Below are 15,364 nucleotides of genomic sequence, written 5' to 3' on the forward strand. Positions count from 1 at the left end.
GTGATTTCATGTGGATCAGGAGGTAGAACAGATGCTTAGTGTTCTTATAGTGGATGATGAATATGAGATTCGTGAAGGTTTGCGGAATCGCTTTCATTGGGAAGGGACAAGCTGTTGCGATCGGACCGACTTCCGCTGCCGGAGATCTACCATAGTTTCTACTTCCTGCTGTAACTGTTTATTCAATCATGTGGATGGAGGAGAGGGTGGTAGAGCTTCCATTGAACTTCATTATGATACGAGTGAACGACTGGCAAAAGTGAATTTATGCGTCAATGATAAGGATTACTCACTCCTTAATGCTCTCTCTACAGGTGAATCTCAAGAATTCAGTGGACGGACGAATATTACAGTCTATTTATTGCCAGGTGCTATCAATACGCTAAAAATCTCGGGCGGTCATGGAGAGATCAGTTTAGAAAAAATAACTGTGAGTCCAGTTTTGGACTAAAATCGATAACTGCAAGCTGTGTAATAAACCTTACTGAATAGTAAACAATTAAGGTTGGCTATACTATGATATCCGCGCTATGCGCGGTTTTTTTTGTTTTGTTATAATGAAGACTTCCTCCAGACCAATATAATTATATTAATAAAGTTAATTATTATATATATTCCAGTTTTCCAATGTACTATAATGATAAAGATGAATTGTTAGGATGTTATTAGAGAAATGAAGATTTCAAGAAACAACCTATAGAATTGAACAACAGGAGGAAATAAGTTGAGCACACAGAATGTGGGAATTCCATTAGAAGGTTTTGCAGAATTTAGCCGGACAGTAGCCGCTGAAGGTGCGGTGCTGATCAAGAACGATAATCAGGTGCTTCCGCTTGGCGAAAGCGATAATGTTGCGATTTTCGGCAGATCCCAAGTGAATTATTATCGCAGTGGTACAGGTTCCGGCGGTAGTGTCCATGTTACTTATACGACTAATTTATTGGATGGTCTTCGTAGTAAGAAGAACCTTACAGTTAATGAAGAACTGGCAGCTGTCTATGAGAAGTGGATTGAACAGAATCCGTTTGATAATGGTGGAGGCGCATGGGCTGCAGAGCCTTGGCATCAGAAGGAAATGATTCTGAGCGATGAATTGGTTTCCGAGGCTAGAAGCAAATCGAACAAGGCCATCCTTGTAATCGGTCGCACGGCTGGAGAAGATCAGGATAATGCTGATGCACCGGGAAGTTACCAATTAACGAATGATGAAAAGGCAATGCTGAAGCAGGTAACTACATATTTTGAACAAACCATCGTTGTCCTGAATGTCTCAAACATTATTGATATGAACTGGATGAACGATGAAAGCTATAAATATCCCATTTCGACTGTCATCTATTCCTGGCAGGGTGGTATGGAAGGCGGAAATGCAATTGCAGATGTACTGTCTGGTGAGGTAACTCCAAGCGGTAAACTGACGGATACAATCGCTTATTCCATCAATGATTACCCATCTACACAGAATTATGGGAATGAATTTACGAACTTGTATCAAGAAGATATCTATGTAGGATATCGTTATTTTGAGACATTTTGCCCAGAAAAGGTTCAATTTGAATTTGGTTACGGGTTATCTTATACAACTTTTAGTATCGAGCCGGAAGAAGCTACATTGATTACCAAAGAAGGCGAGACTTACATTGAAATCGGCGTAACCGTTACCAATACAGGAACTACCTTTGCTGGTAAAGAGGTTGTTCAGGTTTATTATGAAGCTCCGCAAGGTAAGCTCGGTAAACCAGCGAAAGCTCTGGTGTCATTCGGTAAGACAAAAGTTCTTGAACCGGGTGAAGCACAGCGCCTTACCGTGAGTTTCTCTGTACAATCGATGGCTTCTTATGATGATGCAGGCGTGACAGGACATGCCTCTGCTTATGTGCTTGAAGAAGGTATGTACCGCTTATATGTGGGAACTAGTGTTAAACAAGTAGTGGCAATCGGTGTTGAGGGTAACGACGGCTATGTCGTTGAAGCTCTTCAAGTTGTGGAGCAATTGCAAGAAGCTCTCGCGCCTACAGAAAGCTTTACGAGAATGATGCCAGGCGCTCAGAAGGCGGACGGCTCGTACGAGATTGTTTATGTTGAAGTTCCTAAACGTAAGATTTCGATGGCTGAGCGAATTGAAACTAATCTTCCAGAGACGATTTCACAAACAGGTAATTTAGGATACAAATTAAGAGACGTATATGAACAAAAAGTTAGTATGGAAGCCTTTATTGCCCAGCTCAGTGATGAGGACTTGGCAGCTATTGTACGGGGTGAAGGCATGAGCAGTCCTTTAGTTACACCGGGCACAGCTTCTGCATTTGGAGGCGTGAGTGACAGTTTATTCAATCTAGGAATTCCAGTTGCATGTACGGCGGATGGTCCTTCAGGGATCCGTATGGATAGCGGAGCTAAGGCAACTCAGGTTGCGATCGGAACGCTTCTTGCAGCTACTTGGAATGCGGAATTGGTAGAAGAGCTTTATGTCATGGAAGGTCAAGAATTGTTAAGAAACAACGTGGATTCCTTGCTTGGACCTGGTCTTAATATCCGCCGCAGTCCACTTAATGGGCGTAACTTTGAGTATTTTTCAGAAGATCCGTTGATCTCTGGCGTGTTTGCCGCTGCATGTACTCGCGGTATTTTGAAAGGCGGATCAACCGCTACGATGAAACACTTTGCTTGTAATAATCAGGAGAAGCATCGTAGCAAAGTTAACGCAGTGGTGTCTGAACGTGCGCTTCGTGAAATTTACTTGAAAGGCTTTGAAATCGCGGTGAAGCAAGGCGGTTCGAATTCTATTATGACCTCTTATAATCCAGTTAACGGACATTGGGCGGCTTCTAATTATGATTTGAACACCACGATTCTTCGCGGGGAATGGGGCTTTAAAGGGATTGTAATGACTGACTGGTGGGCGATCATGAATGATGTCGTTAATGGCGGACCAGCAGACCGGAAATTTACAAACTGGATGGTTCGTGCACAAAATGACCTCTACATGGTTGTTGCTAACTATGGTGCGGAAATTAACGGATGGAATGACAATACCATTGAATCCTTGGAAAATGGTACGTTAACACGTGGAGAGCTCCAACGCTCTGCCATAAACATCTGTGAGTTTATTATGAATGCACCTGTATTCTCGAGAAAACAGGAAATTGTAGAAACAGTAGAGTCCTTCAAAGCTAATCCTTCTCTTACTGTAGAACAAGCTCAATCCTTATCACAGAATCCACAGGTTAAACCTGTCGTAGAAGGATCGACTAGCTTTAAAGTGGAACAGCCTGGTCAATACCGTATCCTGGTGCATATCATGTCAACAGAACCTGAATTGGCTCAAAGTGCTTGTAATGTGACTGTGAATGATCAATTAATGACAACCATTCAAACGAATGGAACCGAAGGTCAATGGATTAAACAAAAGCTCGTGAAAGTTGAACTCGAAGCCGGTCTATATGATATGAAATTGGAATTCATCAAACCAGGTTTACAGATCGACTGGATCGAATTTAATAAAATCGATTAAATGTATGTGTAAATGTTGAATAGATCGTTTATCCTTTCTAAAAACCGCGAAATTTTTCGCGGTTTTTTTGTTGTACTTATTGTGCAGGGAAACCATAGTAACCAACGCATCCCCATTAAAGTCCTCGGATTCTAACATTTAAGAAAATTGCTCGGTACATCGACAATGATATGCTTGGTGGTTTACTTTTAAAATACTTTACAATACTTGTCTGCATGTGCTTGAGTTTGTTCGAATAAGTTAGAAGGTAGGACAGGACAAACCATAGGTGGAGATGCATATAAATGGGGATGCGTAAACAAAGCTTTGTTCGTGGCACGTTCATTTTAACTGTGTCGTCATTTTTTACAAAAGGGCTTGGATTTTTGAACGGAGTCTTACTGGCACGTTTTTTGGGAGCAGAGGGAGTAGGGCTGCTTATGATTGCTCATCCGCTGCTTCCTTTATTTATTACACTCACAGAGCTGGGGCTTCCAGTTGCGATTTCAAAGCTTGTGTCGGAAGCCGAGGTTAAGCAGGATGAAGCGCGTGTAAAGCGAATTCTCAAAGTATCCTTAAGTATTACGGGGACGTTGAGTATTATATTAACTTTAGTAGCTCTATTTGGCTCTAAGTGGATCGCTTCAGTTTTTTTGGCTGATCAGCGGGCGTATTATGCTATGGTCGCTATTACGCCAATCATTCCAATTATTGCGATGTCAGCTGTATTGAAAGGTTATTTTCGTGGAAAACAGAACATGAATCCGCTTGCCTTTTCCGATATCATTGAGAATTTGGCGCAAATCATTGTCATTATCGGTGTTGTTAACGTTTTGTTGCCTTATGGTATTGCCTATGCAGCTGCGGGTGCTATGGCGGCATCCGTTATTGGCGAAGGATTTGGTTTACTCTACTTGTTTGCTCTTTTCAAATGGGCAAATCGAGGAAAGATCAAAACTTCTCCACCTCCTACGTCAAGTATTTCACTTAAAGGAGATAGTACGTTGAGAGATTTGCTGCGCATCGGTTTGCCGATGACAGGTAGCGGTTTTATTCATTCCCTCTATCATGCATTTCTCCCACTGCTGATTACGAAAAGCCTAGTACTGTTTGGTGTGAGTGTTGAGATGGCGACCAAGCAATTTGGTCTTCTGGCGGGTTATGCGCTCCCCATGTTGTTTCTTCCCAGCTTCTTCACACAATCCTTGTCAACTGCACTAATTCCGGCGATTAGCGAAGCAAGTGTGAGTAATAATAGCAAGCTTTTGCATAATCGGATGGATATCGCTATGCGCTCAGCACTTATTGTAGGACTCCCATGTACAATTATTTTGTACTTATGGGCTGTACCATTAACTACTATGATCTATCATTCTCCAGAAGCAGGCGAACTGTTAAGGCTGATTGCACCCATATTTTTTCTTTATTATTTTGGAGCACCATTGCAAGCAATTCTGCTTGGTTTAGGGAAGGCTTCAACCGTCATGTGGAACCATATTCTTACCAATATATTTGAAGTGATTACGATCTTTATCCTCGGTTCTAATATTGGCATCGAAGGGGTTGCTATGGGGTTCGGACTGGGATTGTTGCTGTTGACCCTACTGAATTTTTTATCTGTAGCCGGATCGATCGGATTTTATTTTGACTTTCGCATTGTATTCAAGGTGGGCGCGGGAGGAATTGTCATGACGATTTGCGGGATGACGGCTCACGGAATTCTGGAACGATTGGACCTGGGGCAGATCATTGAGCTGTCCGGAGCGTTGCTCGTTTCGTTGATCACCTACGCAGCAACATTGCAGGTAACCCATGCTTGGGAAAGGGCTCCGAAGCCGCCAAAGATTACACCTGTTTCTTGAATGGCCCCTTTTCAATTTTTGTGAATCGAGAAATGCTGCTGATTTAGACTTAGAGTAATTGGTACGCCAGTGATTATAAAAGATGACCATATCCGCCGGATGAAGGTAGTGGTGGACAGTGAGGTGTTTAACTTAACTGTATTTTGTACAGTAATTAATGTTCAAACCCGTTGCGCATTGATAATAGCTGTATTTCATGCATCTATTCTCATGAGTTACTGTCTATAAAGTGATTTCTCTCGATTTAATTGTATAGAATACAGTTAAAGTTCGATTTATCCTCTAGCCATACGAAATAGTTGTACAGAATGCAGTTACTTCACAACTTCAACTAAAATCCTACGCTAAAAATATACGAAGTAGAGATATCGGTAGTTACGTATCACAGCTTGCTTTGGCTTGGATGTTATCTAAAGGAGAAGATATTATGCCTTTGGTTGGGCTAGACGGGTAACTCAGCTTCAAGAATCCATGAAATCGCTGGAGGTTAAGCTGAGTAATCATGATATTAAAAGTATTGAAGAAAAAATACCAGAACATGCGATTGCTGGTGGAAGTTTCCTTGAGATCCATTTTAAAAAAGGAGTCATAGCCCATTTATAAATCCCTTAAAAGCTTTACCATATTTCTTTCTATAATGACTCAATGTGAGTAAGGGCCAGATATACTGATAGCTATGATAATTAGAATAAAAATTGCCGGGGAGACCTGCACCTGTCGGATACGAACTTTTCCAATCGACTTGGTTAATAGAAGCGATAAGCCGTAGTATTCCTTTTTCCATCTCAGAGGTTGGTTCCGGATGAACAGCGATAAGGGCATCAAGCGCCCATGCGGTTTGCGAAGGTGTACTCTCACCCAATGGTACGTATCGCAACAACCGATCACTTTGACATGATTCGCCCCAGCCTCCATCGGAGTTCTGGATACTTAGGAGCCACTTCACTCCTTTTTGCATAGTATCATGTTCAAGTGGCAGTCCAACTGCTTGCAGTCCTGTTAATGCAGCCCAGGTTCCATAAATGTAACAGACTCCCCATCTTCCATACCATGAACCATCTTTCTCCTGATGTTGGATTAGCCATTTCGTCCCTCGCTCGATGAAATCGTTCCGCGTATCAAGTCCGGCAAAGTTCCCGAGATACTCCAAGGTACGCCCGGTTAAATCTGCCTCCGAGGGATCGATGGCCGCAGATTTGGCACCATCGATAGCAAGCCATGTGAGCATTTCTTTATTGGTGTTTTTTTCGAATGCCGGCCAGCCGCCGTCTTTATTCTGCATCGATAAGACCCAATTCAGTCCGCGATTCCATGACTCTAGATAGGAGGGCTGACTTGTCGATAAACTTCGAATGGCCCGTAAAGCAGCAGTCGTATCATCCACATCCGGATTAATCGTATTAGATTCTGAGAATCCCCATCCACCGGGAGCCGTATCCGGATTATGAATACTCCAATCAGCCGTTTTATTCTGCTGTCTGGACAGCAGATACGAAGTAGCCCGTTTAATCGCAAGATGATGATCAGGAACTTGTGCCTCCTGCAAAGCATAGGTGATTAGAGCCGTATCCCATATCGTAGACGGAGAGTTTTGAATGGTTGTTTTACTTTCAGAACGGCATTGCATCGCAGTAAGCCCATCTAAGGCTTTCGTAATTATAGGATGCTGCTGATCATAATCTAGAGCCAGCAGTGCAAAAATCATAAGAATTGTACTGGTTCCGTAGCTGTACAGGGTTCCGTCGGATTCAATTCGCTGGAGCATAAACTGTTCTGCTTTGGTTCGGGCAACTTCATGAATGTAACGAGGACTTCCAAGAATTCTGTCTAAGCCAGATTGCATAACCCTTTGCAGTTCTTGATATCCACGGGAAGTAGATTCATTGATTTCAATACGTGTGTCTATGAGATCAGATAGATCCGGACCATTAGCTGTTGGGAACGAGAAACGTTGATCGGCCATAATGAGCATAGGCGTGAGATGCACTCTTGAGTAGCCAGAGAACTCAAAATAGTTAATAGGAAAGTAGGACGGGAATAATAGCACCTCTAATGGGATCGAAGAAATCGCTAAAGGCCATTTGCTCTGACCAGTCACGGCAAGAATGACTTTAGTCAATATACTGGTGACTTTTCCAATTCCGCCTTTGGATAGGATATAACGCTTAGCCCGCTGTATCGGCTCATCTGTCACCTTACTATACCCAGAGTAGAGAAGGGCGTAGTAGGCTTCAACCGAGGTAGATAAGTTTCCGGCTTCTTCATCTCTATACAATTGCCAGAATCCAGCGGGCTGCTGCTGAGCAAGAATGCGATCATGTAGCGCTCGTATGAGGGCTTCATTCTGTACGTTTAATATCCGAAAGAGGATGATGACATACGCATCGATAACGATCCCATTTTCAAAACAAAAAAGCCACGTTCCGTCTTCCTTCTGTTGATCAATCAGGAATGCTGCTAAACGCTCGATCTCATTATCTACTGTGCTCAGTATAGGATTCATTCCTTAGGTACCTCCGAAGTCCTTCATTTTTAGTATTATATGATGGAATAGAGGGTGAAATGAAAAAGGACTGAAAAGTTGCTTTATGCAACCTTACAGTCCTTGTTACTAAAAATATATAATTATTTAGTTCTCGATAATAATTCGATTCAGCTTTAGATTCACTGGGGCAGCAATCGTGTCACCCACAGGGCATTTGCTTTCTAAAAAATGTACAAAAGCTTCGACCTTCTCAGCAGGTGATGGGGTCTTTATGTAGAACGTATAACGAATATCGGAATAACCGGGACGGACTTCTGAACGGTTGAAAAATCCATCGAGGTCCAGATCACCCTCAACATCTACTCTAAAATCTTCAAGCTCTACCTCAAATTTTGAGGCATACACTCGAGCAACAATAGATTGGCAAGCGCCCAAAGAAGCAAGCAAAGCTTCTACAGGATTCATTCCTGTATCCGTACCCCCAAGGCTTTGTGGTTCGTCTATGATCAGCTCGAATTGTCTTGCTTTAGTAATAACCTTAACTCCATCTTGTAAATGAGCAGTAGCTTTGAAAGTTTGAACGTTTGGCATGTGTTTACACTCCTTCTTCTGGACAACTAAGTATGATGTGAATATAATTTGATTAATTCATAGTAATTTTCTAGGAATTGTATAGATTATAGTTCTATTCCTGATCCTCTGTCAATACTTGATTAGTATAATTTGGATTTCTGCATTCCAATAGGTTGAGATCTTTAAATAACAGGGAGGTGGATAAAGTGTCAAATGAACTTGAGCACTATTTGGACTATCCTATGGTAAAAATTCCGGCAGGAGAAATAGAATTAAGAGACGATAGAAAGAAAAGCAAATGGAAAGTTGAATTAAATCCGTTTCTTCTTGCTCGATTCCCTGTCACAGTGGATCTCTACAATGCTATAACTAATAAAGAATCTAAATCACCAGAGGAAAATCTCAAGCCCATGGTGGGTATTTCTTGGCATGATGCTATTTCCTTTTGTAATCTGCTATCCCAGAAGTCTGGATTGAAAGAAGTCTATTCTATAAGTGAAGATAGTGAACACATTATTTGTGATGGGGAAGCAGATGGTTTTCGACTCCCTTCTGAGGCGGAGTGGCAATATGCATGTAAAGCAGGGACTACCGGCTATCAATACGGTGAGCTAGATAAGATTGCTTGGTATAATGAAAATTCAGATGGCGAACTACATACAGTAGGGACGAAAGAACCGAATGCATGGGGGCTTTATGATATGTTAGGGAATGTTTGGGAGTGGTGCTGGGATTTATATGATGAACAAATGTATGGCTCCTATCGAATTTTTCGGGGAGGCAGTTGGGCTGAAGTGGCCAGAGGTTGCGGAGCTACCTGTCGTCGTCGCAGCCACCCTACATTTAGTGTGGATGATCTTGGATTTCGTCTTGCTCGATCTTTATAGAACAATTCGTTTCCACATGAATTCTAGTACTTTATGCTGAACAGGTTGATATCAAAGATTTTATTTTAGTAACTGTAACCAACACAGAAAATGATTGTCTCTAAATTAGACTTACTTAAGGAGGTGCTTCTGGAATTAGAAAGTTTGTAGCTATCTCCGCAGTAATTATTACTCTGTTCATTATTGGAATATACGCAGCACTTCAGTATAAATATAATACGCTTGAGAATAACTTGAGAGAATATTTGATAACAGTAGAAGGGTACTCTGAATCTGATTTACTGAGTGTAAAAGCTAAACTGAGCTCTATGCCAAAGTTCCCTGTTTATGTTAGATTTGCTAATGACCCAGATACAGATTATATTTTCACAGACAGAGATGCATCAGATTGGAAGCAACTAGATCCTAAGGAGCCGCAAAGATTAAAGAAGGTTAATCATTAGTTGATATCTAGCAAATAAACCTGGATCAGAAAAATAACTGGCATTTCGTTAAGTTGACCGCACAATGTGCGGTTTTTTCTTTGTGGACCTATCCAATGGAATTGATAACTTGACAGATCTTATTCTTGCGTATACATTTGTATACATAACCATAACGTATACATATGTATACAAACCGAAGGAGGAGTAAATATGCGTGATGGACATTTCGGAAAACGCGGTCATAGAGAACATGGGGAACACAAAGACCACGGAGAGCATAGAGATCGCGAGCATATGAGCAGACATGGGATGGATTCTATGGACGGTCCCCCAAAAAGTGCTCAAACTTTTCGTCGCGGCAGAGCTTTAGCATTTTTGGAAAAGCTTAATGTGAATCGAGCCACTTTACAGCGGCAGCTGCAAACACCGGAGCTGGATTCGATTAAACAAGTCATTAGCGGTGAATTGAAGGCAACGGAAGCGATCATTGAAGAGTTTATTCATATTTTTCAGATTCATGAAGTAACGCCGGAAGATAAGACTGTTGGCGAAATTAAAAAAGAGGAGAATGATCAAAAAAATGAAAACCATTGATCTTATTAAAACCCGTAGAAGTATTAAGCAATTTAAGGCGGATTCGATTCATGAGGATGATTTATTGAATTGGCTGGAAGCAGCTAGTTATGCTCCAAACCATCGGATGAACGAACCTTGGGAACTCCTATTTATCGGGCCTGATACTAGAGCTAAATTAAAGCATAAGACGAATTTTGGAAGCGCTCCTGTCGTTCTTGCTATCTTATCTAAACCTGGTGCAACCGCGTTTGAACGTGACGAGAATGTTATGGCTGCCGCATGTTTCGCACAGAACTTCTTATTAGCTGCACATGAAGTGGGGGTTGGAGCATATTGGGCTTCTTTAGGTGCTTTGCCTCATAATCGTGAAATTCTAAGTGTCCCGCAAGATTACGATGTGATTGGAGTATTTGGTATTGGATATCCGGAGGAAGTTCCAAATGCTAAGCCAAGAACACCGGTGAAATCAAAAATCACATATTTATCTTAAAAGGTGATGGAATGTGGAAACTTAAGAGTTACTTAAGGCCATATTGGGTGTGGTCTGTGTTAGCACCACTTATGATGATGCTCGAAGTGTTTATGGATTTGCTTCAGCCTACACTAATGGCGAGTATTGTGGATCATGGGATTATGACGAAAGATTTATCACATATTTATTCGACGGGATTGACCATGCTTGGAGTGGCATTTGTCGGTCTAATTGGTGGGGTGGGCTGCACCATTTTTTCGAGCATCGCCTCACAAAATTTCGGGAATGATTTACGGATTAACCTGTTTGAACATATTCAGAAATTCTCAAACAAGAATCTGGACCAATTGAAGACGGGATCATTGATTACTCGCTTAACAAACGATGTGGTGCAACTACAAACCTTTGTTCAGATGATTTTGCGGAATATTCGATCACCATTGCTATTAATCGGCAGCTTGATAATGGCTATACGGATTAGTCCTTCGCTGACCCTTATCCTTGTCGTTGCCGTACCCCTGTTGGTTATAATATTGTATGGGTTAATTCGGCTTTCTTTTCCTCTGTTTGAGAAAATGCAGGTCAAATTAGACGGCGTCAACACAGTATTGCAGGAAAACTTATCGGGTATTCGTGTAGTTAAGGCCTTCGTCCGTGCTAAGCATGAACAGAAAAGGTTTAATACAGCCAACAAGGATTACACAGAAACAGCGATAAAAGCGGTACGACTAATGTCGTTGAATATGCCGCTTATGATGCTTGTGCTCAATGCCAGTATTGTAGCTGTTCTTTGGTTTGGTGGGCTGCAGAGCTGGAACGGATCGCTGCCAGTCGGTCAGTTGATCGCCTTCATTAACTATATCACCCAATTGTTGATGTCTATGCTGATGTTGAGCAATATGCTCACCTTCTTCTCACGTGCAAAGGTCTCAGCAGATCGGGAGAATGAAGTGTTTTCCACCATTAGTGAGATTACAGAAGCTTCCGAAGCTAAAAAAGATACCATAACTAACGGTCGAATTGTATTTGATAATGTTTCATTTGCCTATGATACTACGGATGAGAATCTTGTATTAGACGGCATTAATTTTTCTGCCGAGCCAGGTGAAACCGTAGCCATACTTGGAGCCACTGGTGCTGGTAAATCGACCTTGGTCAGTCTTATTCCAAGACTTTACGAAGTGTCCTCGGGCTCTATTACAATTGATGGTTCTGACACGCGGCAGATTTCTTTAGAACATTTACGCCGCAAGATCGGTTATGTTATGCAGCAGGCTATTCTGTTCAGTGGAACAATCCGGGATAATATCCGATATGGAAGACCAGAGGCTACAGATGAAGAAGTGGAACAAGCAGCAATAGCTGCAGAAGCTCACCATTTTATATTAGAACTTCCAGAGGGTTATGATACAGTGCTTGGCCAACGAGGCATCAACTTGTCTGGAGGGCAGAAGCAGCGGCTTTCGATTGCAAGAGCACTATTAATTCAGCCTACAATTCTCATCATGGATGACAGTACGAGCGCGCTCGATGCGGCGACAGAGTCGCGGATTCGGCAAATGTTAAAAAAACGACTGAGCAATAGTACGAATATTTTGATTGCTCAGCGTGTCACATCTGTGATTGATGCGGATCGCATTTTGATTCTAGAAAACGGTCGAATCGCAGTACAAGGTACACATGATGGACTTCTGAGCAATAGTGAAATTTACCGAGACATCTGGAAATCACAGATGAAGGGTGAGGAGGTTCCTTATGTCAAAGCATGATAACGGCATGAACACTCCTCCGATCCATAGATCAGGCGGATTTGGTCCAGGAATAGGACCAGGATCTGGCCCCGGACGCGGCGCTGCTGTACCAATTGTGCGTGCCAAAAATCAAGCCAGCACGCTTAAACGTATCTGGACTTACTTGAATCGTCAGCGGTTTGGGTTAATTATTGTATATGTATTTACGATATTAAATGCACTACTTTCATTGATCGGACCCTATCTCATTGGTAAGGCAATTGATACTGCAGTTATTCCACATGATTATCAGGGCCTTATTCGGTTTTGTGTACTCCTTATTGGTATCTATGGTCTAAGTAGTGTAGTTGCATGGGTGCAAGCATACGTCATGACATCAGTTTCGCAAAATACCGTATTTGAGCTGCGTCGTGATCTGTTCAGTAAGTATCAGCAGTTACCCATTAAATTTTTTGATACACGGGCTAACGGAGAATTGATGAGCCGAGCAACTAACGATATAGAGAGCGTATCCAGCACACTTAATCAGAGTGTAACTCAATTGTTAAACAGTTTGATAACGCTAAGCGGTTCACTCGTTATTATGTTAATGTTGAACGTTCCGTTAACCGTAGTTTCATTAATCACGATCCCGCTCGTTTTATTGGCTAGTCGTAAAATCATAGGGTTAAGCCGAACTTATTTTAGAAATCAGCAGCGGCATTTAGGTGAACTGGGCGGGTTTATCGAAGAAACCATCAGCGGACAAAAGGTGGTTAAACAATATAGCAGGGAAGAGGCAGAAGTTAAACGATTCCGTAAAATCAGCGGAGAGCTGAATAAGGTTAGTATCAAGGCACAAATCGTATCGGGTTTAGTTGGGCCTGTGATGAACATGATAAACAACCTTGGATTTGCGATCATTGCCGGGGTTGGTGGCTGGATGGCATTCCATAACATGGCTACAGTAGGCATAATCGTTAGCTTCCTGACCTATTCCAAACAGTTCGGCCGACCCATTTCTGATCTTGCTAATCAGTACAATTTAATTCAATCTGCAATCGCCGGTGCGGAGCGTGTATTTGAGGTTTTGGAGATGCAATCCGAATATGGAGATGAGCAGAGTGAAGATCTGCCACGGTTAAAAGGGGAGGTTGTGTTCCGGGACGTTTCTTTTGCTTATAAGCCGGATTCCCCGATTCTGTCTGGAGTTACGTTTGAAGCAAAACCTGGAGAGAAAATTGCGCTTGTTGGCCCGACAGGAGCAGGTAAAACAACCATTGTTAACCTGCTGATCCGTTTCTATGATTTGAGTGGCGGCTGCATACGGATTGATGATCGCGACATCCGTGAGCTAGATAAAAATGCACTTCGTAGTCAACTTGGGATGGTGTTGCAAGATGCGCATGTATTCTCTGGAACGATTAGGGAAAACATTCGGTTTGGCCGGCTCGATGCAACCGATCAAGAAATTGAACAAGCGGCGCGGCTAGCCAATGCGGATGCATTTATCAAAAGATTGCCGCATGGCTATGAGACTCTCCTCAATGCGGAAGGCAGTAATCTGAGCCATGGACAGCGTCAACTGTTAACGATCGCTCGCGCAATTCTAGCTGATCCAGCTATTCTAATCCTAGACGAAGCAACCAGTAGTGTGGATACACGAACGGAAATGCATATTCAACAGGCGATGAAGAATTTGATGAAGGGACGAACAAGCTTTGTGATCGCCCACAGGCTTAGTACGATCCAGGATGCTGATCGTATTCTCGTGATCCAGGATGGAGGAATTGCTGAGCAAGGAAATCATGAGGAGCTTCTTGCGATGCAAGGTGCCTATTACGAGTTATACAATACCCAGTTCAAGCGAGTGATTTAAAGGAATATATAAAGAGCAACGATTCATTCATTTATGGAGAATCGCTGCTCTTTTTTATATCTGTACCGTACTGTCAAAGCTATAAATTCCGCTCTAACAATGTTCCAAGCTGTTCAGCCAAGACTTGATGTGTCACTGGCTTCTCATTCTTGAACCACCATTCCACTACACCTGCATAAGCCGATGCAACAAAATTAATAATAATCTCCTCATTTAATCCCTGATTTATCCCTTCCGTTACATTTACTTCATGTCGAAACTCATTTTGAAGAAAAGCTAAGAACCGATTCCGGAAATAAGGAGCGCCCTTGCTCGCCAGCATCATAGAGAAAAAAGAATAATGCTGATCGAAGTATTCCGTCCATTTCAACGTGGCTTCGATAAAATCTAATTCCGCTGCAGATTCGCAAAGTACTCTAAGAACTTCTATATGTTCCTCGATAAGCTTATCTAACAAATCATATTTATCCAGATAATGAAGATAAATGGTTCCTCGGCTTACATTAGCCTTGTCAGAGAGTTCCTGTATGGTAATCTCGTCAAAATTCTTCTCGGACATCAGTTCTATAACAGCTCTCTTAAGTGCTTCTTGTGATTTGAGAATCCTTCTATCCACTTTAGGCAAGCGAGTTTTCACCTTACTTTCTATAATTAATGAACATTTCTATAGAACCTGTTCAGTATTGAACAGAACGTGCACATCGTACAATTGAATGTCATCTATAACTGTTTATAATAATAGACTATAGTCCATTAATGAATCAACATACATTATCGAAAGGGTGTTTTCATATCATGTCCGAAATCCGAGATAAAGTTGTAATTACGGTGTAGCGATCAATGAAATGATTATACGTCCAACCATTCAAGTAGGATAAAAAGGAATCTTTATGGATAGACCCTATATTATTTCCCATATGCTAAGTATGCAGTTGCCGTGGATTCTTTTGGAGAATTAGGATGGACCCAAAATTATATTTCA

11 protein-coding genes are annotated in these 15,364 nt (G+C 41.9%); 8 read left to right on the forward strand and 3 right to left on the reverse strand.

Annotated elements, in window-relative coordinates; translation table 11 throughout:
• The first annotated feature begins 31 nt into the window (after window positions 1–31).
• The 3 genes from R50345_RS14520 (at window position 32) to spoVB (ending at window position 5,355) form a co-directional block, all read left to right on the forward strand.
• Window positions 32–451 carry a carbohydrate-binding protein gene (locus R50345_RS14520; protein WP_042127642.1) on the forward strand — a complete coding sequence of 140 codons (420 nt, stop codon included), beginning with the start codon at window positions 32–34 and terminating at the stop codon, window positions 449–451.
• Between the two features lie 273 nt (window positions 452–724).
• Window positions 725–3,514: a glycoside hydrolase family 3 C-terminal domain-containing protein gene (locus R50345_RS14525; protein WP_042127644.1), complete on the forward strand. Its 2,790-nt coding sequence runs from the start codon at window positions 725–727 to the stop codon at window positions 3,512–3,514.
• 284 nt (window positions 3,515–3,798) lie between these two features.
• Window positions 3,799–5,355 carry a stage V sporulation protein B gene (spoVB, locus tag R50345_RS14530; protein WP_042127646.1) on the forward strand — a complete coding sequence of 519 codons (1,557 nt, stop codon included), beginning with the start codon at window positions 3,799–3,801 and terminating at the stop codon, window positions 5,353–5,355.
• Between the two features lie 586 nt (window positions 5,356–5,941).
• On the opposite strand, the gene shc is transcribed toward spoVB, so the two are convergent.
• Complete coding sequence (shc, locus tag R50345_RS14540) at window positions 5,942–7,858, reverse strand: squalene--hopene cyclase (RefSeq protein WP_042127650.1); 1,917 nt, start codon at window positions 7,856–7,858, stop codon at window positions 5,942–5,944.
• A gap of 126 nt (window positions 7,859–7,984) precedes the next feature.
• Window positions 7,985–8,431, reverse strand: a complete 447-nt coding sequence (locus tag R50345_RS14545) for an OsmC family protein (protein WP_042127653.1) — start codon at window positions 8,429–8,431, stop codon at window positions 7,985–7,987.
• A gap of 224 nt (window positions 8,432–8,655) precedes the next feature.
• Between R50345_RS14545 and R50345_RS14550 the strand changes: the two genes are divergently transcribed.
• The 5 genes from R50345_RS14550 to R50345_RS14575 all read left to right on the forward strand — a co-directional run bounded on the left by R50345_RS14550 (window position 8,656) and on the right by R50345_RS14575 (window position 14,382).
• A complete protein-coding gene (locus R50345_RS14550; RefSeq protein ID WP_197069809.1) occupies window positions 8,656–9,300 on the forward strand; it encodes a formylglycine-generating enzyme family protein in 645 nt (214 codons plus the stop codon).
• A gap of 635 nt (window positions 9,301–9,935) precedes the next feature.
• A complete protein-coding gene (locus R50345_RS14560; protein WP_052414601.1) occupies window positions 9,936–10,319 on the forward strand; it encodes a hypothetical protein in 384 nt (127 codons plus the stop codon).
• Window positions 10,306–10,791: a nitroreductase family protein gene (locus R50345_RS14565; RefSeq protein WP_042127659.1), complete on the forward strand. Its 486-nt coding sequence runs from the start codon at window positions 10,306–10,308 to the stop codon at window positions 10,789–10,791. The genes R50345_RS14560 and R50345_RS14565 overlap by 14 nt, the downstream gene beginning before the upstream one ends.
• Window positions 10,792–10,802: 11 nt before the next feature.
• Window positions 10,803–12,542 carry an ABC transporter ATP-binding protein gene (locus tag R50345_RS14570; RefSeq protein ID WP_042127661.1) on the forward strand — a complete coding sequence of 580 codons (1,740 nt, stop codon included), beginning with the start codon at window positions 10,803–10,805 and terminating at the stop codon, window positions 12,540–12,542.
• Window positions 12,529–14,382: an ABC transporter ATP-binding protein gene (locus R50345_RS14575; protein WP_081954087.1), complete on the forward strand. Its 1,854-nt coding sequence runs from the start codon at window positions 12,529–12,531 to the stop codon at window positions 14,380–14,382. The genes R50345_RS14570 and R50345_RS14575 overlap by 14 nt, the downstream gene beginning before the upstream one ends.
• 79 nt (window positions 14,383–14,461) lie before the next feature.
• On the opposite strand, the gene R50345_RS14580 is transcribed toward R50345_RS14575, so the two are convergent.
• Window positions 14,462–15,007 carry a TetR/AcrR family transcriptional regulator gene (locus tag R50345_RS14580; protein WP_042127663.1) on the reverse strand — a complete coding sequence of 182 codons (546 nt, stop codon included), beginning with the start codon at window positions 15,005–15,007 and terminating at the stop codon, window positions 14,462–14,464.
• Window positions 15,008–15,364 lie beyond the last annotated feature (357 nt).

Source organism: Paenibacillus sp. FSL R5-0345, assembly GCF_000758585.1.
Lineage (GTDB): Bacteria > Bacillota > Bacilli > Paenibacillales > Paenibacillaceae > Paenibacillus_AQ.